At 47.0% G+C, this 23,080-nt stretch carries 20 protein-coding genes; 3 read left to right on the forward strand and 17 right to left on the reverse strand.

Annotated elements, in window-relative coordinates; translation table 11 throughout:
• Nucleotides 1–25: 25 nt before the first annotated feature.
• On the reverse strand, nucleotides 26–1,021 hold the full coding sequence (locus tag AB8599_RS18995; protein ID WP_407333301.1) for an ABC transporter substrate-binding protein: 996 nt from the start codon (nucleotides 1,019–1,021) through the stop codon (nucleotides 26–28).
• A gap of 224 nt (nucleotides 1,022–1,245) precedes the next feature.
• Between AB8599_RS18995 and AB8599_RS19000 the strand changes: the two genes are divergently transcribed.
• Nucleotides 1,246–1,563, forward strand: coding sequence for an antibiotic biosynthesis monooxygenase family protein (locus tag AB8599_RS19000; protein WP_407333302.1), 318 nt, complete (start codon nucleotides 1,246–1,248; stop codon nucleotides 1,561–1,563).
• A 30-nt stretch (nucleotides 1,564–1,593) separates the two neighbouring features.
• Nucleotides 1,594–2,508: a Gfo/Idh/MocA family protein gene (locus AB8599_RS19005; protein ID WP_407333303.1), complete on the forward strand. Its 915-nt coding sequence runs from the start codon at nucleotides 1,594–1,596 to the stop codon at nucleotides 2,506–2,508.
• Between the two features lie 156 nt (nucleotides 2,509–2,664).
• On the opposite strand, the gene AB8599_RS19010 is transcribed toward AB8599_RS19005, so the two are convergent.
• The 12 genes from AB8599_RS19010 to AB8599_RS19065 all read right to left on the reverse strand — a co-directional run bounded on the left by AB8599_RS19010 (nucleotide 2,665) and on the right by AB8599_RS19065 (nucleotide 15,199).
• Nucleotides 2,665–3,213, reverse strand: a complete 549-nt coding sequence (locus tag AB8599_RS19010) for a porin family protein (protein ID WP_407333304.1) — start codon at nucleotides 3,211–3,213, stop codon at nucleotides 2,665–2,667.
• A gap of 369 nt (nucleotides 3,214–3,582) precedes the next feature.
• Nucleotides 3,583–4,410: a hypothetical protein gene (locus AB8599_RS19015; protein WP_407334433.1), complete on the reverse strand. Its 828-nt coding sequence runs from the start codon at nucleotides 4,408–4,410 to the stop codon at nucleotides 3,583–3,585.
• Complete coding sequence (locus AB8599_RS19020) at nucleotides 4,410–5,279, reverse strand: ABC transporter ATP-binding protein (protein ID WP_407333305.1); 870 nt, start codon at nucleotides 5,277–5,279, stop codon at nucleotides 4,410–4,412. Before AB8599_RS19020 ends, AB8599_RS19015 begins: the two co-directional genes overlap by 1 nt.
• Nucleotides 5,276–5,647 (reverse strand): GntR family transcriptional regulator, encoded by a 372-nt coding sequence (locus tag AB8599_RS19025; RefSeq protein WP_407333306.1) that lies wholly within the window; start codon nucleotides 5,645–5,647, stop codon nucleotides 5,276–5,278. Before AB8599_RS19025 ends, AB8599_RS19020 begins: the two co-directional genes overlap by 4 nt.
• A 296-nt stretch (nucleotides 5,648–5,943) precedes the next feature.
• Nucleotides 5,944–6,189, reverse strand: coding sequence for a hypothetical protein (locus tag AB8599_RS19030; protein WP_407334434.1), 246 nt, complete (start codon nucleotides 6,187–6,189; stop codon nucleotides 5,944–5,946).
• On the reverse strand, nucleotides 6,189–6,506 hold the full coding sequence (locus AB8599_RS19035) for a hypothetical protein (RefSeq protein ID WP_407333307.1): 318 nt from the start codon (nucleotides 6,504–6,506) through the stop codon (nucleotides 6,189–6,191). Before AB8599_RS19035 ends, AB8599_RS19030 begins: the two co-directional genes overlap by 1 nt.
• A 101-nt stretch (nucleotides 6,507–6,607) precedes the next feature.
• Entirely contained in the window at nucleotides 6,608–6,922 is a 315-nt protein-coding gene (locus AB8599_RS19040; protein ID WP_407333308.1) for a hypothetical protein, read from the reverse strand.
• Nucleotides 6,922–10,770: an RHS repeat-associated core domain-containing protein gene (locus tag AB8599_RS19045; protein WP_407333309.1), complete on the reverse strand. Its 3,849-nt coding sequence runs from the start codon at nucleotides 10,768–10,770 to the stop codon at nucleotides 6,922–6,924. The genes AB8599_RS19040 and AB8599_RS19045 overlap by 1 nt, the downstream gene beginning before the upstream one ends.
• Nucleotides 10,771–11,766 carry a Rhs family protein gene (locus AB8599_RS19050; RefSeq protein ID WP_407333310.1) on the reverse strand — a complete coding sequence of 332 codons (996 nt, stop codon included), beginning with the start codon at nucleotides 11,764–11,766 and terminating at the stop codon, nucleotides 10,771–10,773. It abuts the gene before it with no gap.
• Nucleotides 11,763–12,482 carry a DUF4123 domain-containing protein gene (locus AB8599_RS19055; RefSeq protein WP_407333311.1) on the reverse strand — a complete coding sequence of 240 codons (720 nt, stop codon included), beginning with the start codon at nucleotides 12,480–12,482 and terminating at the stop codon, nucleotides 11,763–11,765. Before AB8599_RS19055 ends, AB8599_RS19050 begins: the two co-directional genes overlap by 4 nt.
• Entirely contained in the window at nucleotides 12,470–14,506 is a 2,037-nt protein-coding gene (gene tssI, locus AB8599_RS19060; RefSeq protein ID WP_407333312.1) for a type VI secretion system tip protein TssI/VgrG, read from the reverse strand. The genes AB8599_RS19055 and tssI (AB8599_RS19060) overlap by 13 nt, the downstream gene beginning before the upstream one ends.
• Before the next feature lie 174 nt (nucleotides 14,507–14,680).
• Entirely contained in the window at nucleotides 14,681–15,199 is a 519-nt protein-coding gene (locus AB8599_RS19065; protein WP_407330938.1) for an Hcp family type VI secretion system effector, read from the reverse strand.
• A gap of 300 nt (nucleotides 15,200–15,499) precedes the next feature.
• Between AB8599_RS19065 and AB8599_RS19070 the strand changes: the two genes are divergently transcribed.
• On the forward strand, nucleotides 15,500–15,880 hold the full coding sequence (locus AB8599_RS19070; RefSeq protein WP_407333313.1) for a hypothetical protein: 381 nt from the start codon (nucleotides 15,500–15,502) through the stop codon (nucleotides 15,878–15,880).
• 73 nt (nucleotides 15,881–15,953) lie between these two features.
• On the opposite strand, the gene AB8599_RS19075 is transcribed toward AB8599_RS19070, so the two are convergent.
• From AB8599_RS19075 to tssI (AB8599_RS19090), 4 genes are read right to left on the reverse strand one after another with little or no spacing between them, the layout of a single operon-like run.
• Nucleotides 15,954–16,937, reverse strand: a complete 984-nt coding sequence (locus tag AB8599_RS19075) for a DUF6708 domain-containing protein (protein ID WP_407333314.1) — start codon at nucleotides 16,935–16,937, stop codon at nucleotides 15,954–15,956.
• A 12-nt stretch (nucleotides 16,938–16,949) separates the two neighbouring features.
• Nucleotides 16,950–20,051: a hypothetical protein gene (locus AB8599_RS19080; protein ID WP_407333315.1), complete on the reverse strand. Its 3,102-nt coding sequence runs from the start codon at nucleotides 20,049–20,051 to the stop codon at nucleotides 16,950–16,952.
• Nucleotides 20,044–20,925: a DUF4123 domain-containing protein gene (locus AB8599_RS19085; RefSeq protein ID WP_407333316.1), complete on the reverse strand. Its 882-nt coding sequence runs from the start codon at nucleotides 20,923–20,925 to the stop codon at nucleotides 20,044–20,046. The genes AB8599_RS19080 and AB8599_RS19085 overlap by 8 nt, the downstream gene beginning before the upstream one ends.
• Nucleotides 20,926–23,007, reverse strand: coding sequence for a type VI secretion system tip protein TssI/VgrG (gene tssI / locus AB8599_RS19090; RefSeq protein ID WP_407333317.1), 2,082 nt, complete (start codon nucleotides 23,005–23,007; stop codon nucleotides 20,926–20,928).
• Between the last annotated feature and the right edge of the window lie 73 nt (nucleotides 23,008–23,080).

Raw genomic sequence — 23,080 nt, forward strand, 5'->3', positions numbered from 1 at the left:
CCTATCATCCCAGACCTTTGCACGCTTACTGATTGAGCCAGAATGTGCCTTCACTCAACGAATCGGATTTACCCACCAGTTTTGGCCCTCCTTCTTTGGCGAGAATGTCGAAGATCTGGGCGGCGGCTTTTTGTTGCGCTTCACCAAATGTGCCTGAAAATCCGCGGCGATATGAAGATTTAAGCGCCTTAAACACAGCATCATTTTCTGCTTTGGTGAGGGGACGAATGATGTCCCATTCTTCGTCGGACGTTTGCAAAATCCCTCTCGCTTCTGCTGAGGCTTTCAAAAATGCGGCAACCAATTGTGGGTTGGCGTCTGCCCATTTTTCATCAAACACCCAACCGAGCATAGGCACTTGCGTGTCGATGCCCAAACCTTCAACGATTTGATCAAGAGAGATAACAGGTTGGAAGCCCGCCGCTTCAAGCCTTGCGCCGTAGTGCCAAAAATTGATGCCGACAGGCAGCTTGCCTTGCATGAGTAATTTATTAAGAAGGGGCGGGGCGACAAATTGCTGCTCGGTGGCTTCACTGACGTCTTTGTTCTCTTTGGCTTTGCAATACGCTTGATAAAGCACCCACGTTTTGTCTACCGCACCGCCTGCGATCCCCAGTTGTTTTCCGGCGATATCACAAGGGGTGGCTAGTGTGAGATCAGCCGCAGCAAACAAGCCACCTGCGGTCGCTGAGGTGGGTGATAAGGTATAGCTTTTCCCTGCTGCGCGCTGGCGGCTTACCCATACCCAATCAGAGAAAATGACGTCTACAGCCTTGCCTTGCAGTGCAACGGAAGACGCATTTTTGGCGGCAAGCGGGGTGATATCGAGCACAAAACCCGCTTTTTCGTCGAGTTTATTGCGTTTGATGACATCCATTTCCCAATTGATTGTCCCGAACTTAAGCACGCCGACTTTCACCACAGGTAGTTCTGTGGCGAGAGTCAGAAAAGGAACAGTAATCAACACGATAGCGGTACATGCAACACGAATTCTTTGCGCGAGTCTCTTGCTGTCCATCATGCTTAACCTCTTGATTTATTTGGGCTCAAACTAAAGCTAAGCGCATAATGGTATTGCTGCAATGCTACTTTGTGAGGAAAAAACCATTAATCTGAGCTTCATTAGTGCATTTGAGACGGTTAAAGGCGGTTAAAGGCGGTTAAAGGTTAACTGGGTGACTTGGGCTAAAGCGTGTTCTGCGCTAGGCTGTCTTTCCACGTCAAATAAACGGGAAAGGAATGCCCATGTCAGATATTGCGAATACCCCCGTCCCCCCTTATTACGCAGTTATTTTCACTAACCTGCGAACCGATATCGACGATGGCTATGGCGAGATGGCAGGGAAAATGGTCAAACTCGCTGAGCAGCAACCCGGTTTTTTGGGTGTTGAATCCGCCCGTGATGGGCTAGGCATTACGGTTTCGTATTGGCAGGATCTTGAATCCATCAAACAGTGGAAAGCGAACGTCGACCACTTGGAAGCGCAAAAGCTTGGGCGTAAAAAATGGTATGCCGCGTTTACAGCGCGCATTGCTAAAGTCGAGCGGGAATACAGTCTTTAATCAGTATTAAATAAATCGGAAAGAACATTAATGAGAATCGCCGTGATTGGCTTGGGTGACATTGCCACCAAAGCCTACCTTCCGTTGCTTACCCGTATGCCAGCCCTAGAGTTAGTGTTGTGTACCCGAAACCCTGAAAAACTGGCTGATGTTGCCAGAGAGTACCGCATCACAGAAACGTGTCGTGATTATCGAGAGCTGGTGAATATGAATGTCGATGGCGTGATGATCCACACCAACAGTGAAACCCATGCCCCCATTGCGACCTTCTTTATCGAGCATGGCATTCCTGTATTCGTTGATAAGCCTGCTACACTGAATTTCGCTGACTACCAAGCACTCCATGCGCTTTCAGAGCGTCAAACCGTCCCATTGTTTGTTGGCTTCAACCGTCGCTACATTCCGCTTTGGCAATCGCTGGTGGCGCGTCATGACCTACGAACTATCACTTGGCATAAGCACAGATTGAACCTGACAGGCGCAGCACAAAACTTCGTTCTTGATGACATGATCCATGTGATTGATTCGCTCAATCTTAACGGGAGAATTGACCAGCAAGATGTGCAAATCTCTGTGCAACGCAAGGGTGATGAAATCGCCATGATCAACCTGAGCTGGGAGGAAAATGGCACACTGTTTAACGGCCAAATGAACCGCTTATTTGGCAAAACCTGTGAGTCCGTTTCTCTGAGCTTTGAAAACGAAGCCTACCAATTTGACGGTTTTCTACGCGGTGAAAAACTCGAAAATGGCAAAACTGAGCGCATAGAAATGGCCGATTGGACAGATACATTGGAAACCAAAGGCTTCAAAGCGATGCTGGAAGATTGGGTCAGTGTGGTGAAATCAGGAAGTATCGATCAGCAGATAAAGCTTAGAAATTTTTCCACCCATGCGTTTTGTGAAAAGCTGGTGGGTAATTTATACGTGCCTAACGGGAAGTAAGTCTATCGTTCGCTCGGCGTTAGCGTTTTTGAGCGATCGATGTTCGTATCGAGATGATTTATCGCTGCTTTTTGTAAAGGGTGCATGAAATGAAAAATGAGTCAGCGCAACGTGTAACTGACTCATTTATTTACCTAAACGCCAGCAGAAAACGAATTAGAAATTATATCTAACGCCGATAACAACGCCTTGGTTTGATACATCTAGACCATTAAACGCATCAAAATCTGCCGTTTGATATCGGTATCCGATGCCGATATCCAATTGGTCAATCATGTAGCCTATTTCGAAACCCGCTTGGTAAGAAAGGTCTGAATCTTTAAACTTTTGACCACCAATAGTGATTTCTGAAGACATAGAGCCAACGCCAAAAATCAGCGCGCTGTAGAGGTTGTTTCCCAACTCAACAAACTTCGGCCTGACGTTGACATAAAAAGCTTCGCCTTCAACGCTTTCTGTTCTAGAAAACTTCGCTTTGCCAAAATGTTGATATTCAACTTCCACACCCAGATCCATGCCTGGAGAGATCGAGAAGCTATAGCCTGTAAATGCGTTAACACCCACATCGCTATTTTTATCAACCTTCATGCCGCTGTATTTCAATTCGGTATCGTTGAAAACGGATGCACTGACACCAGCATAAAAGTTGTTTTCAGCAAACGCATGAGTACTAAAAAGAAGTAACGCAACAAGTAGTTTTTTCATCTGTAAACCATATATAGCTTGATAAGGAGATAGGAGGTGCTTTTCCTATCTCTCTCAGAGAGTTAGCGGAGGAATATAACACTAGGTGTGAAGGCTTATATTTGATTTCGATCTCAAATGATTGTTTTTGTGTATATTTCTCGAAATGAAACGAGATGATTGTAGGTTGGGTTAGAGATATTTTTGTCGATCAGGCTGGCGTTGTTTTTTTCTGCGAGGCATGGAGGAAAGTCATGAGAGCAGGGGCAACTGAGAAAAGCGATGCTGAAGATTGGGTTAGTGTGATTGGATCAGGACGCATGGATGGACAGATGAAACTTAGATATCTGTCGACCCATGCGTTTGTGAACGTATGACTAATACGATCTTTTACACGGTGCGGCTGAATTTCAGGCTTGTTGCGCCCGCCATGACACCGCAAAGTGCATAAATTGCCACGTTGAACGCGCCCGCTTCTGAGATCGCGCTAAATGGATTTGAGTCGATGACTGCGCTCATTGGCAGGGAAAATATGGCGGAGAAAAAATCATCGACACCATAGAAACCAAACAAAGCGATAGGCATCCACTTCAACGCATAAATCGCAAGAACCATGACGATAAGCGGTGAATTCACTTTCTGCGAAATCGCCATCGCTGACAGCGCAAGCGGCAGCAGTAAGACACCGGCAAATACCATACGTAATAAGAACGTAATCCAACTCACCAATATGTTGCCCAAAGACGCTTGGCTTTGAAACAGTGCCAATTGGTGTTCGGTCGATACATGTAAGATCCAAAGCATCATATTTGCAGCTAAGACCAATATTGAACAAACGAGGGGAATAACGAGCAATCCAAACGTGAGTTTCACCACGTGTGTTTTGACGTCACTGACGGGCATGCTGCGCCAAAACATGATGCTGCCCTCTGTCCGCGCTTTACGCAACGTTCTCGGGAAGTAATGCGTACCAAGCAGGATAGACAAAAGCCCAGCCGCGCCTGTGACGAACCCATTAATGTTATCACCCAGCGAATGGAGAATGTCACTTCCATTGCCATTGATGCTCATTTGGAAGGACATGTCGTTTTGCAGACTAGAGTTACTCATCACGCTGACAAACAGCAGAGCGCCACAGGCGAGCAAGAACAGAGGTATGCGCAATACCAATGGGTTTTCCAACCGCTCTTTGCGTAACATCGCTAACACTGAACGCATCATACGGCCTCCCTTTGCAATGCCAGAAATAGGTCGGCTAGCCTAACCTTGTACACCATGCCCATCCCTTCAACTTGATACGCGCAATCACGAGATAGTAGCCACTTGGTCGTACCGAGTCCTTTTTGTGAAGATATCGGATTCAAAGCTTCTATTTGGCCACTAAAATCGTCACTGGCATCGAGAATGAAGTACGCCTCACTGATCGATTCCATTGAGGTCTGCATCACTGCGCGCCCATGTTTAAGGATCAATACATCCGTCAGCAGGTGTTCGATTTCAGCGACTTCATGGCTGGCGATGACCAACACTCGCTCGCCATCGTGGAACCATTCCAAAAGGTGGCGATAAAACGTATCGCGATACACCAAATCCAACCCGAGTGTTGGCTCGTCCAAAATGAGAATTTGCGTATTGGTCGCAATCACTATCGCGAGATGAAGTTGGACTTTCATGCCTTTTGAAAGCGCGCTGATACGTGTGCGAGGCTTAATATCGGTTTGAGTCAATAACGCATCTGCTTTACTGCGCTTAAAGCCAGGATGCACGCCTTCGGTGTAATCTAACAATTGTGCCACTGTCATCCATTCGGGAAGCACGTTCACATCCGAAATATACGATAAACTCTCCATCATTTTGTCACGTTGCGTGATGGGCTCGTAACCGTTAACACTGATCTGGCCTTGGTATTGATGCGCACCTAACATCGCTTTGATGAGCGTCGATTTACCCGCGCCATTGTGTCCGAGTAGGCCAAGCACCTGACCGGGCTTTAGCTCAAAGCTGATGTCGGTGAGCACGTCACCTTGTGTGATGTCTCGCCCACTGTATTGCTTAGAAACGTGTTTTACGCTGACTAATGCACTCATTGGTCACCTTCTGTATGTGATTTGAGTTGCTGAATAAAATCATCAAGAGACATACCCAGACGTTGTAATGTGTCGGCAATTTGAGGGATCTGCTGCTGGAGAAAGCGTGTTTTTTCTGCATCAAGCAACGCTTGCTTTGCGCCTTGGATGACAAACATACCCTGACCGCGCCGTTTCTCGATCAACCCTTCATCAACCAGCAGTTGATAACCTTTCATGACGGTTAAATGGTTGATTTTCAAATCAGCAGCAACAGTTCGAACCGAAGGCAAAGCCTGACCTTCTTGCCAGATACCCTGTAAGATTTGTTGGGTGATTTGATCAGCAAACTGGCGAAAAATAGGTTGGTTATCGTGCCAATGAGCCATGGTAATCCTTTGGCTGAGATGGTGTTATATCTATGTATAACAGCTATTGAAGGTGATGGGAAGGGAAGTGGCAGTAGTAGCGGTGAATGGGGTGGATGATAGCTGCCCTAATTCATTTGTATAGTTGTGGGTGTAAGGGTGTCTGCTATCTGTCAGTCTAAGTAGATTTAGAACGGTATCTGCACGGATGAGCGCTAACCCAATCTAAAATTGGTCATTATTCCGAAGGAATGAAAAGGCATGAGGCCGATTTTTCGACTTTTTTAAGAGTGACTGTCCCAGTTATTTCCGTTGATTTATCCCATCGAACGTATATTTTTCACAATTTCAAACTCTTTGTTTGTCAAATAGCCATGAGCTTCAATACCAACTAAAGCATGCTTGAGTTTGTCCCAGTAGATAAATATTTCTTCTTGCGATTTTGCTTGAGATATTTTTTCAATTGCTCCTATGTAAACTTTAACACCCTGTTGCGTATTCCTATCATTGGCCAGTTTTAACAGAATGGTTATATTGGTTAGCAATTCATTTTTGTCTATCATCACTTAAAACTCTCTGACAATTTATCAGTTCTTACTACAGTCGACTTAGGTAAGTTTTTAACATCAATAAGGCCTTGATAGCCACCTCCAAGACGTACTTCTCCAGTGAAGTCGCCGATTTGTTTTTTTGCGGTGCCTTCGCTAACCCAAGTTCCTTTCTGGGGTTTAAAGGTCGTGACGCGATCTATTTCAATACCCCACTCATCCAATATAGCTAGGTCGTTTCGAAGTTCTGTTTCGGTCGAATACTTCTTTTTAGTTACATAATTATGGGTTTTCCCTAAGCGATTGTTTTTACCATGATACTTATAGAGCATCTCGTCGCCAGAAGCCTGTCGATTTATGGCGACATCATCGGTAAAGTTACCTACATGATTATATAAGTTGCCTGTCCCGCTAAATTTTTATTAAAAAGTACTTAGCTTACTAGGGACCATATGTCTGACCTTAGTACGTCTAACTTTTCATTCTCTTTTTTTCTCTCTTTAAATTCATCGCGCCAAATATAAAAGTCTGCGAAGCTGCCATTTCCTGACACCATTGACTTATAGGTTTCACTTACGTAATCGAGAGTTTCTTCGAAATCCTTTTTTTCAGACTTATCTATCTGAGACAAGGCCGCAATGATGAGGTCAATACCCCGTATCCAGTTGGAATCATTTTCGTTTGCTAGAATTTTCCTGAGCTCAACGAAGAGCTTCAACAACTCTTCGGATTTATCTTTGGTGTTCACTACTTCTTTCCTCCAATAGGAGTTTCACTTAACACCTCAACGCCGTCAATATTCCACGGAGCGTTAACATAGAGTTGGATCTTATCTTGTCCGCCAAAGTATATGTCACCTTGATATCCCACAGGACCTTCGTACACCTTAGAACCTTTGGGTATTTTTATTTTGTATACTGATTCGACGGGAGATTCTCCAGTAATCTTACCATTGGAATCTTTCCATTGTGCTTTTACTGCCAAATCCATGCGTACTTGAACCTCTGATATTGATGGCTCTCTTGTGAACCATTGACCGAGAGAGTTTTTTCCACCACCTGCTTTTCCTGCTCTATGTAAAACTAGGTCTTCTTGTAACGTAATTACATTGTATTTGCCCCCAGCAAAGTTTGATGCTGGATTATTTGGGAGGTCAGCAAGCGGCCCTGGGCTTTCGACCATGTTGTGCGAATAACTCTGCTCACTGCCAGAAACGTCGCAACAAGCCCCACCAGCCTCAACAACCGCCAACCCCAACGGATCTACCCACCCAGTAGGATTCGGCACATACTGATAGTTGTTTAAACCACCTGCAAGCCCTATAGGGTCAGCTGTCACAAATCGCCCTGTGTTCGGGCTGTAGTAACGGTGTCGGTTGTAGTGAAGCCCGGTTTCTTCATCAAAATATTGCCCTTGAAAACGCAGTGGGCTGACGATTTCTTCAACGTGCTTCCTGAGCACATTGCCGTAAGCGCGGTATTGAACTGACCAGACGGATTTACCGTGTAAATCGGTGATGTCTGTTGGTGTGCCGATTTGGTCGAGGTGGTAGTGGTAAACCTCGTAATCTGTGCCTTCACCGGACAGCATAACCATCGGCTTGAACGTGCCAGGCTCGTATATGTATGTCTGGTAGTGCTCGCTGCTGGTCTCGGCTATTAAGGTGTCGCCTTGCCAAACAAACTCAGTGGCTTTCTCTGTTCCTAGTTTGTCGGTGACGTTCTTTTCAATACGTCGCCCAAATGCGTCATATTTGTAAGTTGCGAATGTGCCATCTGGGAGCGTGGCTTTGATCAATCGGTGTTGGCAGTCGTATTCGTAACGAGTGATTAAGCGCTGGTCTTTTCCGCGTTTTTCAGTGATGAGTCGGCCAAATTCGTCGTACTCATAGTGGCGGTCACCATGAAACTTGAGTTGGTTGCCTTCAACGTCGAACGGCTTTCGTCCTGCCTCTGCGCCGATCACCTGATCGAGCAAGTTACCTGCCGGGTCGTGGGCGAAGGATTCCTCAACCACACCACGGGTTTTCTTTAATCGAGAAAGGGGATCATAATCGTAGAAAACAGTACCGAAGCGGCTGTCAGCCATTTCTGTCAAATTGCCGTCTGCACCATATTGGTATTGGCGAGACTGTGTTTGGCGACCATTTTGATGCTGCGTGTGTGCGGTTAACCGCCCTTGCTCGTCGTGTTGGAAACGGCTGAGAATATCGCCTTGTTTACGGGCGGTTTCGAGGCCGTTTTGATAGTGGTGGCGAGTGAGTTGCTCATCGTTGAGTAAAACGCGATTTAATATGCCGCCTGCTGAACGCTCATAGCTTAGCTTGTTCGCATCAGGGAGTTGCCAGTGAGTGAGGTTGCCCACACTGTCGTATTCGAAGAAACTAGACGCCCAGTGTTGATGCTCTTCGGTCAAACGCCCTAACAGATCGTAACGCCATGCTAGCGGTGTTTCACCGTCATCAACGCCAATCAACTGCCCAAATTGATCATAGCGGTAGGCGACTTCATTGCCATCTGGCAGTGTTTTCTTGGTCAACCTGCCCATCGCATCGCGTTCGAAAATGGTTTCGAGCTGTGTGCCTTCTGTGCCCGTTTCGGTTTTCTTTAGCAGCTTGCTGTTGAGATCGTATTGGTAGTCGAAACGTCGTCCATCAAAGGTGACTTCGCTGCGAACCAAGCCATTGGCGAAGTAATCAATTTTATAGGTTTCATCGCGCTCATTGATAATGGCAGTGACGAAGTTTTTGGCGTTCTCATACTGGTAGCGAAGCGTTGAGCCGTCGGGTTGGATAACTCGGCTGACAAGATCAGTATTGGGGTGATACTCGTACTGCGTCGCTAGCCCATTTTCATCTACGACACGGGTTGCTTTGCCATAGCCGTTGTAATCGAAATGCTTGGATTGCCCCGATGGAAGTATGACCTTGCGGAGCCTGTCGGCATCGTCCCATTCATATTGTGTGACAGCACCTATCGCCGATTTTTCAACGATGATTCGCCCGAATATGTCATAGCGATAAGAGGCTTTTGCGCCATCAGGGTAGGTTTCGCCGATCAGCATACCTAGACGGTTCCACGCTAGCGCGTGTTTGCTGCCGTCAGGGTAGGTAATGTCAGAAAGCTGGCCTTGCCCGTTGTAACGGTAGAAGGTGTCTTGCCCTAATGGGTCGCGCTTTTCAGTGATATCCCCATTGGCGTTGTATTTATATCGCCAGTTGCGCTTGCCTTGAATGACTCGGCGCAGATTGCCGCGCCAATATTGGTATTCAATGACTTCACCATCGGGAAGGACAGTGAGCACACGTTGTTGGAACTCGTTGTAGACATGACGGGTTTCGTTACCCAGTGGATCGATAGAGAGAACTAAATCACCGTTATCGTTGAATTCGTTTTTAGTGACCGCCCCGTCAGGATCGGTCTGTTCGATGAGTTTGGCATTCTCATCATGCTGGTAGGCCGCAGTGCTTCCGTCTGAATAGGTGATTTCGACGGCATTGGTGGAATTATTCCACTCGAATTTCGTGTCGTATCCCGTGTTGCTCCAGTGGTGAACACAGCGAACTTCTTTTCCTTCACCTTCCCACTGCCAGCCGAATTCAACGCCCCCTGCCATTTTTCGCAGTGAAATGACGTTGGCGTCATCGTATTGGTAGTGTTCGCCTTCACCTGCGGTGTTGAGGGCGTCAACCAGTTGTCCATTCTCGTTGTAGTGATAGGTGAAGCTGGTGCGCTCTGTTATCCATTCTTTCTTTGAACCGTCTGATTTCAGGGTGCGGAATTCAATGGCCGTGATAAGACCGTTTTGATAAACAAACCAGAGGGCGATGCCGTACTCATTGATGACAGCTTGAGGGCGCTGGTAGCCATCGTATTCGACAATTAACCGGTTATGGTAATTGTCTGATAGACCCGTCAGTTGGGCTTTATTCCCTTTGCGGATGAAATGGTGGAATGGCTGACCCGTTTGAGCCAAGACATACTCGTCTTCTTTCTCACCCAAAAATACTGCTGCCCCCGCGAGGTCATTATAGATTTCAGGGCGTGACGCTGTGGGCTCTGGGAGTTGGGTGCGTTTGCCTTCGGAATCTTTCCAGAACAGTTTTCCCGCTTCGAAAATCAGGGATTGGCTAAGTGGGTGACTCCAACCAAAACCCAGACCTGAATTAAGTTCGCAACTTGAAGTTTTGTAGGTTCGAGTGAACGTGTAAGGCAACGTGCCAGGAAGGGTGACATCGCTGAGTTGAAGCGTTTCTTCACCCGTGACCATGGAGACGGGGCAGCCTTCCGAGACATCTTTTCCTGTACCTTGTGTCGCGTCGCCTTTGTCGGTGGTACTGCTGCTGTTATCGATGTCCCGAGGTTTTTCAGACGTGATATGCGAAGTCTGTGTTGCTGAACGTTTTTCCGAGGTCGCCCCCTCTAAACTTTTCCCTTCTACACGTTGGGTTGCCTTTGCCCGGGCATTAAGCTTGCCGTTACCATGCTGGGTGACTTTTTTAAGTGTGTCGATGTTGTCGATCGCATCTACCTTGGTGATATCAACCACTTCTTTGATTTTCTTTACGGCCTGAACGGCACGCTTTTTACTGCTCATTTACGCACCTACCATGGCTGCTGTGCCAGCAACATCTCTGAGTCGATTGAGATTTCTTAAAACCGCACCACCGGGGATAACGATACTCAAAACCACCTCAACCAAAATCGCGGCAAGAGAAACGGTAACCAGAGTGAGGATCTGCAGTGGGCTGAGGGTTTTGAACCATGAAATGACGGCATTCAGACACAAGAAACAGCGTGCTTCATCTTTTATCAGTGTCAGCATTCGCTCGGCTTCTCCTTTTGCAGAGGCCAGCATTTCCGCAATCAGCTCGGGATTCTCCATATATTTGGAGAGTTTTTTTGCAAGTTCAGTGGGATTAGCCAGTAGCTTGAATAAATCGGCAATTTCATCCCATGCATCAATGAGCTCATCGAGCATTTTGTCGAAAAATTTGCCAACTTCTTGCCAGACATCGATAGGGTCTGATAGGTAGAGCTGCCACTCGCTGCGCTGCGTCTTCCATTCTTTATCCAGCCATGCACTGAGTTTGCTAATGGTGGGGTCGTACGAGTCGATCATGGTTTTGATGTCACTCTCGTTCACCTCTGGATAAAAGGTGATGCGGACGGGCTTACCGCGATACTTTTGGTCCAGCGTCACTTCAGCCGTGCCATCACTACCAATGGTGCCGGATACCGCTGGGCCGTCAGGCTCATAAGAATCAATAAATATCCCATCATCGAATTTAACGGGTTGTACCTTAAATGGCGTGCCTGTGATAGGCACAAAGGCTTCGGCTTCAAAGCAATGAACCAGAGTTATCTTTCCATCCAATGGACAAGTGATGATATCGGCTTCTATCTCGGAATCATCAGTATCAGCCGATTGCTCATTTTCATTTACAAAGACTTTCTGCTCCATCTCTAGCGCCCAGCCATAAAACCAGTTCTCTGAATGCTTTCGGTACTCGTCGATAGAGGTTTCAAAATCACTTTTGATGGTGCTGAACATTTTATCGACATCACCCATTGTCATGGTGGTATTGCTCATCGATACACCTCTTTTTCCAAGGACGTTTTTAATAACTGATTAAGCGATCCATGCTCTTCTTTATGACGAGTAACGAGACGAGTGATCTTGGCTTGCAGTGTGCTTTCGGGGTAATAGAAATAAAGATCGGCGTGATTTTCACGAAGCCATTTAACGCTGTTGGTGATACGTGTGGTTTTGTCTGTGTCAGTGATTTTTTGAACTACATTTTTTGGCACGTTCCACCAAGGGAAAGGCTTCTCATCGGCATGTTTTATTGGCGTAACATTGAGGATTTCTTTTCCTTTCGCCTGCCATGTTTGGCAGGGTCCCATCACCTGAGCCCGCTGCTCGTCATCGCAAAATTCCGCAACAGTGAGGCTGAACCTAGGATCGTAGAAACGAAAAAACGAATGAGAACCTGATGGCATCCACACTTGTGTGAGGCTTCGAAAATGCGCAAGCGCGTCTGCCATTGTTGAGTCTGAACTCACGAGAATGCCCCAGTCTTCAGGGGCTTGCTGCGCTTCCCATTCGGTAAATGCGCTGAGGTGGGTGACATCCGCAATGAAAGGCATGACTTCAAGCCATTCTGCGTAAGGTGTGCCGCTCCAAAGCGGTTTTGCATCGTTTCCACCCAACCGATAGAAATGCTTGATGGCATTCTCTTCTGTTGTGCCATTGAAAATGGCGAAACGATTGATGCTCTGTGGTGTTGCCATGTTTAGATCGCGCATTGACCGTCCTTACATTTTTCACACTCTTCACAGAAAGGTGCTGCAGATTTCATGGTCGCGATTTGGGCGGGTGTCAGCATTGGTAACGGATTTGCAGGCTTGGGAGGTAACTGACCCGGCAATGTCGGCGCAATGCCACCGAATCCACTGCCGCTGCCTGCGCTGCCACCTGCATTGAGATCAATCACTGGGCCTGAAATGTGCACGCCTGTAGCATCAACAGTGACAAAGCATCCCCCGGCTTTTAGCGTAATTTGGCTTCCTGCTTCAATGACCAATTTGGCGCCTGATTTCTGATGGATTTCAGAGCCAGCTTCTACAAGCTGAGATGCTCCTTGCTTGATGTGAATGCTGTTATCGCTGATAACGGTTTTATCACCCTTCACATGCGCTTTGCTTTGCCCATCGACGGTTAAATGGTCATCCACCTTGATGTGCGAGAAACGCTCATTCTCCACATCCAGATGCAAATCATGTTTGATGTTGTCTTTGCGGTCATTCTCGACCAGCAGGTTCATGTCCTTTTGGGCATGAACGTAAATCTCTTCTTTGTCCGCTTGGTCTTCAAAACGCAGTTCGTTAAACCCTTCGCCTTGATGGGTTTCGGTTCTGAGTACCGTTCGGGTTTTGTTGGCTGGCAGCGGGTAGGGCGGCACATTGGTGGCGTGATAAGTGCGTCCTGTGATAATCGGTTGGTCTGGGTCGCCTTCAAGGAAAGAGACAATCACTTCATGGCCGATTCTTGGGATAGCCATCATGCCGTATTGCCCGCCTGCCCAGCCTTGGGATACACGTACCCAACAACTTGAGGCGTCGTCGCTGTTGCCATATCTGTCCCACGGAAACTGCACTTTCACGCGCCCATGCTCATCACAGAAGATTTCCTCCCCGGCAGGCCCAGTCACAATGGCGATTTGTGGGCCATGCACACAGGGTTTGGCTTGTGGCGCGGGACGCCACGGTCGGTGCGCCGGAATAACTGAAAACGTATTGTGATAGGTGGTCATGCCCTCACCACCGTGCTCTTCGAGCGCTTGGGGCTGCGTGCCTTCACACTGCGCCGAGACCACCACCCAATCGCGATTGGTGGTGTCATCAGGGTGGTCGGTTAAATCAAACAACATGCCGGCTTGGATTTGCATCACATTGCTCGAGGCGGTCGCGGTAATCGCATCGCTTCTTAGATGCTCTAACCGGTATTGGGTAAACGGTTTTCCTGCCGCATCACTTTTGTAGCGCCCAGGGAAATCATAATGCTCATAGGTGCCGCGCTGATAAGCCATCTCGGTGCCCGCATGGTCATGCAAAAAGCCATAAGCCGGTTTTTTGAAGCTGTAGTCTTTCAGCTGCGCCGACGACGGGCGGGTTTGCGCCGAGAATTGCCAACCTTTGACAAAGGTTGAACTGGCCGTGCCGCCAACAGTGGCGTTATAAGGCAGTGCTAATGACGAGTGAGAGAGTGTCTGAGTGTCATCCGAAAACAACACGGTATGTTTGTCTTTGCTGTGCAAGAAGGTATAGAAAATGCCTTCCTCGGCCGCGATGCGCTCTAAGAATTCAAGGTCAGACTCACGATACTGCACACAGTATTCACGGGGCTGCGGGCTGCCAGAGAGGGCGAACGCATACGCATCAATGCCCATTTCTTGCAGCAAGATACTGATGATTTCAGGGACAGATTGTTGCTGGAAAATACGGCTGTTATGGCGAAGGGACAAACGCGAAAGGGCAGGGACCATCTCAAGCGCATAACGAGAATGGCTAAAGCCCGTATCACCGCGGGTAAAGCGGCGCACAATGCCATGAAAGCGTTGGGCTAACTCCCCGTCTTTCCACAACATCAAGGTAACATTGCGGTCAACCACGTCGTTTTCGGAGAGGGCTTCTTTGCGGCTCGCCAGATTGACCTGATACACGAACGGCGCAGAAAGGCTATCCGTGCCTGAGAAGTCGACCACCGCAAAGGTGTCGTCGGGTAAGCCTTCAACATGAAGAGTAAATTGCAGACCGCTTTCCGTAGCCATAAACCATCCCAGCATGACCCTGTTTAAACAGCGTCCGTACATCATTCAACATCAGGCCGTCAGGCGTCATTGCTTGACGACAAAACCCGCCCAAGGGCGGGTTGGGCACAAAAGGCTCACATTGCTTCTTTTCAACAAAAGGACAAGAGAGGCGGAGCCTTAAGTCACGAAGCCTTACGCTTCAATCGGCGCACGCCAGTCATCGGCACCTGACGTACCCGCTACAGTGTGTTCCCAATCAATCTTGCGGTAAGCGACAGACACAGTCACCAGCTGGGTGAACTCTTTCTTGTTCGCGTCTTGGCAATGGGGCATTTGGCAATCGATATCGATGATGGTGCCGTCAGTCAGGATGGTCGAGAAGAAATGCTCTTGCTTACCTTCCACCGAGGTGCGGTACCATTTGAGTTCAATCTTTGGCAGCATTTCGCCTGATGCGAGTGAGTTGTACATCAGCGGCACGGCTTTGTTCAGCGCCACGGTGAACTTGAACGGCTTGTGAACACGTTGGCCAGAAGGCTGACCGCTTTGTGGGTCGGTCGGCACGGTCACGATGTGGTCAAAGGCTTGCACCAGCATTTGGTCTTCGTGGCCTTCCACATAGATGTTACCGACAGAATCCGCGGTGAAAGCACCGGCAGTGATGTTTCCCTGAGTTTTACCTTCAATAGCGATATAACATGGAGTTGGCATTGCGATGTCCTTATTCAATGGTTGCCCGCCAATCATGGCGGACAGAGAAATGAGCGATACAACGCAAGAGATAACGCAAAGGGTGTGCCAGCTCTTAGATGTAGTAAAAACAAGGAGTTAGTGAGCAACCTCACTCAGGCGAGCAAAGAATTGCTTGGAGGTCGGGCGAAAAATTGCTCAGCGAGCAAGATTTGGCCGGAATGACAAAACAGCGAGCACACTAATTTAACGATTTGGCGCATCAGTCAGACACTCGATGTCTTTCGGTACTGATAGCATGCAGTGAAATGGATTTAGCCAATGACTCATGGCGCAGAGAACTTGATGATGAAAGACATAACCTTCTCAGTAGGAGCCGTCACCTTTACCTACTCGCTCACCGCAGAGCAAAAGAAATTTCTGCGATTGGCTCAAGATACCCACGTTGATTTGGGTCAGTGGCCCAATTTTGCTGAGAATATGACGCAAGTGATTCAAGATGCCATTCCGGATTCGCTCAAGCTGCCATCAGAAAGCCAACTCAACTACGTGCGCACCATTTCAAGTGATTTGAATGTTCCGCTACCGGATAAATACGACCAAAGTGCATTAACATGTTTGTCGTTTATCGCTGACCACAAGCCAGCCCACGATAGGGTGCTGGCGGTGTTTAATGGGATAAAGGGGAGGTTGTTGGGGTGAGCCGAATTCGTCGTCTTTACCCAAGGTTTGCAGTAAAGACGACGATGATATAGTCATCAGTGTGTTAGCAGAGTTAATGCCAGTTGACTGTTTTCCCTGTCCATTTATGTACTTCTTCAGGCCAATGGTCTTTGATTGGATTGAAGCGAATTGCAAATTGAGATGGTGAGATGAATGGCAACAGTCCATAAAAAATTGGCGATAAGCACCAACCAATAACTTTTGCCTTTGTGCTCCAATCGGGATTCGGAAAACCAAAAAGCACTTTTTGTTGCATATTTCCCGTTAGGACACCCTTTTCTCCTATGGTCATGAACCGTCGAACGAACTCCCAATAAGCATATACCTCTCCATGCTCAGCCACAGCAGTTACCAAATTTAAAGCGATAGGCTGGTTTCCGCATTCTCCTTTTACACAGTGTTTGGGGTACAACCAAAGGTTCAGGTTATATGCATCCGAAAAAGCACCATAACCGACATGGTGAGGGGCATACATTGAAGCGATTTCACATTCACTCCAAGGGATCCGATATAGTGCTTTTTTGTGGTAAACATAAACCTCCTGATTTTTATGATGGAATCTAACAGGAGTTCGTATTGGTCGAAAAAATTCAACAAAACACAGAGCAAATACGAAGATAAGAATACCTAATTCGGCTGGATCTAAATATAGCCAAGGAGTGTCGTCGCGAAGTAATCTTATAACTAGATATGTAAATAAAAATATTGGGAACATGAAAAATTGTGAAAAGCGAGTCAGTGTTTGCCTGTTGTGCACGCTGTTCACTCTCATATCGATGAAATCTCCATGCGTTCCCGCTGAGAAAAGGAGATAAGATGCGTCATAAAACCCGCCTTCATCTGTTTCTTTGTCATCAACTAGCTCCACAGTTTTTGCGGGAGGGCTAAGAATGTCCTCCATGATATGGCTAGTACCAAAACCCGTGCTAAAGCCCTTGCCTCTTCTTTTTATTGTATTCCTAAAATGTGGTGCGTAGCCTTCTTGCTCCGTCCCGATCCAAAGGTCATCAGAAACTTTATTGATTCTATTTGGCATAATTCGCCTCAATTATTTTTCAACTTCAATTTCGGTACTTACATCATCCTGCCAAAAAAGAGCAGCGTCATCATCCAAGTCTACCGAATAGTTTAACGTTACGGGAAAGGAGCTAGGATTTGCATAGCTAATATCGAAACGATAGCTGTCGTAATCCTTTTTCCAAAGACTTTCTTTAAATGAAGCCTCAAGAGCAAAACCCTCTCCAGAGGATGACTTCATGTTGATTTTGTTTGTTGGAAGCTCTTCTGAACCATCTGCGTTGATGACCCGACCATACAAGAGTTCGGTTTTGTCATCGATGACACCAAGAACCTTGAGCGAAACCTTGCTGCTCGCACTCTCATAACCAGGAAAATAAATATTTAACGAAAAATCTTCGTATTTATAAAACCAACCGCTTTCATCATATGAAGAGTGGCTAAATATTGGCCTAAACAGTTCGTCGGTAAAAGCTACCAACTCTTTTGTTTTTACTTTCTGAACATCTTCGTCTGCAACGTCTTTGAAGTATTTTATTCTTGCGGATGTGTCATCTGGTAAGCTCCTTTTATAGACGTATGTGCTACCAATGCCCCAGAAGGATCCTTTGAGAAATGTTTCGAGCTTACTATCTTCTATCCACGCATGAATAAGGTCTAAAGCAACGCCTACTATTGCCAGTACTAATGCAATGACGCCAACCACTACATTTACGCCCGGAACAAGCGCCACAACGGCTAAAACTAGCGCTGCCGAATTGACAATCAGGGAGGAGACTGCAACAACTTTGGCTCCTAAACTGTCTTGCTGCTCTATATCCTTGGCTAAGTTGAAGCCGCTGGTTATGACTCCCAGGAAGTTTCCGACTATCGGTAATGCACGGTATCCAAACCTCGCGATGCCCGTCAATCGTTTTGTAACGGCTGCTGAATATCTACTTATAACTTGTTCTGGGATTGGTTGTCCTAGTTTCATGATTGTTCTTGTCGACTTGATACCGAAAGATTTTATATTGGATTTAGCCACAAGCTTCATAGCTTGCTCGTCACCAGAAAACTTGGCACTTTGGATGAAAGCCAGTGTAGATTGAATCAAGCCCACAGCACTATTGGTGATCTCAACGACCATTTTAGTGTCGCGCTTTTTGGCTGAGATTGTTGTATTTAATACAGCGATCATATTCGCTGCTTGAGCGATCAGCAGCAAGCCAGTGAATTTCCCATTGTGCTTTTCTACGACACCAGATAACTGCTTGCTCCACTGGCCCAATTTACTATTCGGATTATTGATGTCACTTTGTTCGACATTTTTAACAACCCAATATGCAAAACCTTCAAGGGCGCTGGGCTTATTTCCAGGTTGAAGTATCGTGTCTAGCTGATAGAGCTTTATTTTCACCTTTGGATCAATATACTTGGCTTTCTTTATGACGCCCCCTCTTCCTTTGCCCTTAGATTTTAATTTCTTCTTTTTAATATTTTTGGTCTTAGCAATGAGGATATGCTCTGCTGAAGCGGCAAATTGGACTGCATTGAAGTCTTCGATATCTTCAAGCACATCATTTAGTGAGGTGGTCATTACGCCATATTGATATCCATACCGTTCAGCCATGGCGTGATAGTAAACATGCCAAGCAGCTTCGTTTTCTGCATCTACAACAAACTGAGCAACTTTTTCACCTATGGAGTATTGAATGCTGTCAGTCGCTTCGGTGGCTGCGAGAATACCGTCAGAGATGAGTCGCCTTTGGTTAGATATGACGTCATCCCAATCTATAGAGCCTGCGTCATAAACAAGTTTTAAGTGCTTGCTGAGCTCTTTGTAACCAGAGTTGAGTACACCAATGGTTGACCATATTTGTCCACCGATTCCTTTTGACTCTGGTTTATCTTTCTCCGTTGTGCAGTAGGCGAAATCTTTAATCCAGTCGTCACGCAGTTTTTTGCCTACTTCTGTCACTTGTACATTGCCAAGCATATTTGCAATGGCAATTTCCTTTAGCTTAATTTGTTCTTGTTTATATGGAGAATAAAGGGCTAGTGCGAAGTCGGTGTAGTCAGATTCAAGCCATTGTGTCCAATCAAGGGCTATCTCTTCTAAGCTAGTGCTTAGAGCCTTAGTGTAAGCATCGCGGTCCGATTGAAATTTATCCATTTCTTCTGAGCGAATAACATCGTGATAATCCTTGATTATCCTGTCTCGGCGATCTTCACGAATGTATTCAATCTCTTTTTCTGTTCGCTCATAGTATGTGGGAAGCCCGTATTGATAATCTTTGGGTTCATGGGTAATGGATACGCGTTTTTTTACTTCTTTTCTAAACCCTTTTTGTGCCTCTCTATTGATTAGCATTTTTGTCGCATTCGCAATCGTGTAAGGATATTGCGTCTCCGCTATATGGGTAAATCCAGCGTCATATTGAGCATTGAAAAGTGTGCAAAGTTCTATGCTGATCCCCACTGGGTCAATGACAGCGACAGCAACATGACTGTCGGGTGTCACTGACCTGTATTTAGCCAGTAACGGTGGGGTCGATAGATCAGAGGTGGACCATAAAGACCAATCAAAATTAAAAGTTTCACTTGAAAAATCTGGGCTAACGGTCGGAAGATCTTCGACCATTAGGCAGTGGTCTTCTTTGCCCCTTCGAGCTCTGCTGACGCTTACGTGCTGAAGTTGATTTTTTCTAATGCTTTTATCTTTGACTAAACCTAGAACGAACGCTTCGTCCAGCTTTATGTAAGAAAGGAGTATCGAGAATTTGTCATTCTTTTCTTGAGTGATGACAGGAAAATGGCCCTGTATCTCATTGGGAACATCTCCAAATATACATTCCGTTTTGATTGCCTCACCAGAAGTATCAAACTCAGACAGCAGAACGTAATTGTCCCTTTCATTAAAAAGATAAATAAAAGCATCAATGACAGGGCGCATGATGTAATCATGCTCTTTTAAAACAGGCAGGCCGCTCCCCACATCTGAAGGTAGCATGAAGCTTAGCTCTATTTGCTTAACGGAATAGCGCATTGGGTGAATAACGATGAGATCATCATTTAATGGACAGGTAGACATTAGCGAGTCGATGCTATCAGCGCTCGATGTTGTAGCCGCTTCATTTGCTTTATTAACCATTTAGAGACTCTCTGTGTTCATAAAGCTCTGTCGCTTTATTCAATGCGTTTTGAATTCTTTCTGATGGAAGCATTGTGTCTTTGCTATCAAGTAGCTTTTTGACATCGCTGTGCTTTTCACCTTCCAATGCCTCTTCCCCTAACATGCAGAGAATATTGATAAAGCAAAGGCTTTCCATTTCGCTACTCAAACCATAAGACTGGCCTTGTTTCACATAGGACTCGATTTTTAGAAGCTGATCCTGTGGGGATGCTTGGTAAAAATGATTAGGAAAATGCTGATTCACATGATCTAAGGCTCGATAATGAAAGTGTTGTTTAGCTGCTTCTCCTAAAGCCGTTAACTGGTTATCTGATAGTGCCATCCAGCCGTTGTTTTCTTCTTGAGGAGGCTTCTCAAAATAGGTTATCTCTGTCGTCTCCCAAATTTTGTCGGCGCGAGACTGGCTCCAAATCTTGGTGATGGGTCCAAATAGTCGATGCTTTTGTGTATCAGTGGAGGCCAAAGCAATTCGGCCTACAACGTGAGGTAGATAGAATCTAAACACTGATGTGCTTCCATTACCTAAATCGGCTTTGATAACCGTCTTTAAGTGTTCTGCTACGTCAGACGTTGATGCTTCCGCCTCAAAAACTATCCCCCAATCGTGTGGCTTTTTGTCCATCGCTGCATTGAGCAAAACTTGATTGTTTTTTAACGGAAGAATAATTGGGCTCAAATTCGACACGATGTTAAGCACTGTGCCGCTGTATATAATCTCGATGTCTTGATTGGCTGCCAGTTCATAACTGAGTTTGACTGCATCCTCTATGACTGTGCCGTCGAGCAGAATGTAAAGCGGATTCTGATTCGCTTCTATGTCAGGCAAGTTCACTTAGCTATCCTCGCCTGAATCGATACATTCTTCACAAAGAGGTTTCCCTGACTTTCCTGCAGCAACGAGAGCCTTAGTTTGCTGAAGTAAAATCAATGGTGCCGCTGATTGTTGTGAAGCTGTTGCCAAGTTCCGAACCGCCTCATCCGGCGCTTTCTCTGCTTCAACCCCACCCGGCAACATCGGCATTGCACCACCAAAGCCTGAGCCAGATCCTGCGCTGCCGCCTGAGTTGATATTGATAACGGAGCCGACGATGTGAACGCCGGCGGGGTCTATTTTGATGAAGTTGCCGCCGACTTTGAGCGTGACTTCGGTATAGGCTTCGAGAATAGATTTATGACCGCTTTTTAGGTGGATCTCTGAGCTTGCTTCGTTGAGTATTCCCACGCCGGCTTTGATGTGCAGTGAACTGTCGGTCACGATGGTTTTATCACCCTTCACATGCTCTTTGCTTTGCCCGTCGACGGTTAAATGATCATCGACTTTGATGTGAGAAAACCGTTCATTCTCCACATCCAAGTGCAAGTCGTGCTTGATGTTGTCTTTGCGGTCATTCTCGACCAGCAGGTTCATGTCCTTTTGGGCATGAACGTAAATCTCTTCGTTGTCCGCTTGGTCTTCAAAGCGAAGCTCATTGAACCCTTCGCCCTGATGGGTTTCGGTTCTCAGTACCGTGCGGGTTTTGTTGGCTGGCAGCGGGTAGGGCGGCACATTGGTGGCGTGATAAGTGCGTCCTGTGATAATCGGTTGGTCTGGGTCGCCTTCTAAAAACGACACAATCACTTCATGGCCGATTCTTGGTATCGCCATCATGCCGTATTGCCCGCCAGCCCAGCCTTGCGAGACACGTACCCAACAACTTGAGGCGTCGTCGCTGTTGCCATATCTGTCCCACGGAAACTGCACTTTCACGCGCCCATGCTCATCACAGAAGATTTCCTCCCCGGCAGGCCCAGTCACAATGGCGATTTGTGGGCCATGCACACAGGGTTTGGCTTGTGGCGCGGGGCGCCACGGTCTGTGCGCCGGAATAACTGAAAACGTATTGCGATAGGTGGTCATGCCCTCGCCACCGTGCTCTTCGAGCGCTTGGGGCTGCGTGCCTTCACACTGCGCCGAGACCACCACCCAATCGCGATTGGTGGTGTCATCAGGGTGGTCGGTTAAATCAAACAACATGCCGGCTTGGATTTGCATCACATTGCTCGAGGCGGTCGCGGTAATCGCATCGCTTCTTAGATGCTCTAACCGGTATTGGGTAAACGGTTTTCCTGCCGCATCACTTTTGTAGCGCCCAGGGAAATCATAATGCTCATAGGTGCCGCGCTGATAAGCCATCTCGGTGCCCGCATGGTCATGCAAAAAGCCATAAGCCGGTTTTTTGAAGCTGTAGTCTTTCAGCTGCGCCGACGACGGGCGGGTTTGCGCCGAGAATTGCCAACCTTTGACAAAGGTTGAACTGGCCGTGCCGCCAACAGTGGCGTTATAAGGCAGTGCTAATGACGAGTGAGAGAGTGTCTGAGTGTCATCCGAAAACAACACGGTATGTTTGTCTTTGCTGTGCAAGAAGGTATAGAAAATGCCTTCCTCGGCCGCGATGCGCTCTAAGAATTCAAGGTCAGACTCACGATACTGCACACAGTATTCACGGGGCTGCGGGCTGCCAGAGAGGGCGAACGCATACGCATCAATGCCCATTTCTTGCAGCAAGATACTGATGATTTCAGGGACAGATTGTTGCTGGAAAATACGGCTGTTATGGCGAAGGGACAAACGCGAAAGGGCAGGGACCATCTCAAGCGCATAACGAGAATGGCTAAAGCCCGTATCACCGCGGGTAAAGCGGCGCACAATGCCATGAAAGCGTTGGGCTAACTCCCCGTCTTTCCACAACATCAAGGTAACATTGCGGTCAACCACGTCGTTTTCGGAGAGGGCTTCTTTGCGGCTCGCCAGATTGACCTGATACACGAACGGCGCAGAAAGGCTATCCGTGCCTGAGAAGTCGACCACCGCAAAGGTGTCGTCGGGTAAGCCTTCAACATGAAGAGTAAATTGCAGACCGCTTTCCGTAGCCATAAACCATCCCAGCATGACCCTGTTTAAACAGCGTCCGTACATCATTCAACATCAGGCCGTCAGGCGTCATTGC

It is taken from the genome of Enterovibrio litoreus (assembly GCF_045679545.1).
Taxonomy (GTDB): domain Bacteria; phylum Pseudomonadota; class Gammaproteobacteria; order Enterobacterales; family Vibrionaceae; genus Enterovibrio.

Coding starts and splice junctions, on each gene's coding strand:
- AB8599_RS18995 (WP_407333301.1), bottom strand. CDS start 1,021: ATGATGGACAGCAAGAGACTCGCGCAAAGAATTCGTGTTGCATGTACC.
- AB8599_RS19065 (WP_407330938.1), bottom strand. CDS start 15,199: ATGCCAACTCCATGTTATATCGCTATTGAAGGTAAAACTCAGGGAAAC.
- tssI (WP_407333312.1), bottom strand. CDS start 14,506: ATGGCTACGGAAAGCGGTCTGCAATTTACTCTTCATGTTGAAGGCTTA.
- tssI (WP_407333317.1), bottom strand. CDS start 23,007: ATGGCTACGGAAAGCGGTCTGCAATTTACTCTTCATGTTGAAGGCTTA.
- AB8599_RS19035 (WP_407333307.1), bottom strand. CDS start 6,506: ATGCTCTATAAGTATCATGGTAAAAACAATCGCTTAGGGAAAACCCAT.
- AB8599_RS19080 (WP_407333315.1), bottom strand. CDS start 20,051: ATGGTTAATAAAGCAAATGAAGCGGCTACAACATCGAGCGCTGATAGC.
- AB8599_RS19015 (WP_407334433.1), bottom strand. CDS start 4,410: ATGCGTTCAGTGTTAGCGATGTTACGCAAAGAGCGGTTGGAAAACCCA.
- AB8599_RS19005 (WP_407333303.1), top strand. CDS start 1,594: ATGAGAATCGCCGTGATTGGCTTGGGTGACATTGCCACCAAAGCCTAC.
- AB8599_RS19055 (WP_407333311.1), bottom strand. CDS start 12,482: ATGCGCGATCTAAACATGGCAACACCACAGAGCATCAATCGTTTCGCC.
- AB8599_RS19050 (WP_407333310.1), bottom strand. CDS start 11,766: ATGAGCAATACCACCATGACAATGGGTGATGTCGATAAAATGTTCAGC.
- AB8599_RS19075 (WP_407333314.1), bottom strand. CDS start 16,937: ATGCCAAATAGAATCAATAAAGTTTCTGATGACCTTTGGATCGGGACG.
- AB8599_RS19070 (WP_407333313.1), top strand. CDS start 15,500: ATGACTCATGGCGCAGAGAACTTGATGATGAAAGACATAACCTTCTCA.
- AB8599_RS19025 (WP_407333306.1), bottom strand. CDS start 5,647: ATGGCTCATTGGCACGATAACCAACCTATTTTTCGCCAGTTTGCTGAT.
- AB8599_RS19010 (WP_407333304.1), bottom strand. CDS start 3,213: ATGAAAAAACTACTTGTTGCGTTACTTCTTTTTAGTACTCATGCGTTT.
- AB8599_RS19000 (WP_407333302.1), top strand. CDS start 1,246: ATGTCAGATATTGCGAATACCCCCGTCCCCCCTTATTACGCAGTTATT.
- AB8599_RS19020 (WP_407333305.1), bottom strand. CDS start 5,279: ATGAGTGCATTAGTCAGCGTAAAACACGTTTCTAAGCAATACAGTGGG.
- AB8599_RS19045 (WP_407333309.1), bottom strand. CDS start 10,770: ATGAGCAGTAAAAAGCGTGCCGTTCAGGCCGTAAAGAAAATCAAAGAA.
- AB8599_RS19030 (WP_407334434.1), bottom strand. CDS start 6,189: ATGATAGACAAAAATGAATTGCTAACCAATATAACCATTCTGTTAAAA.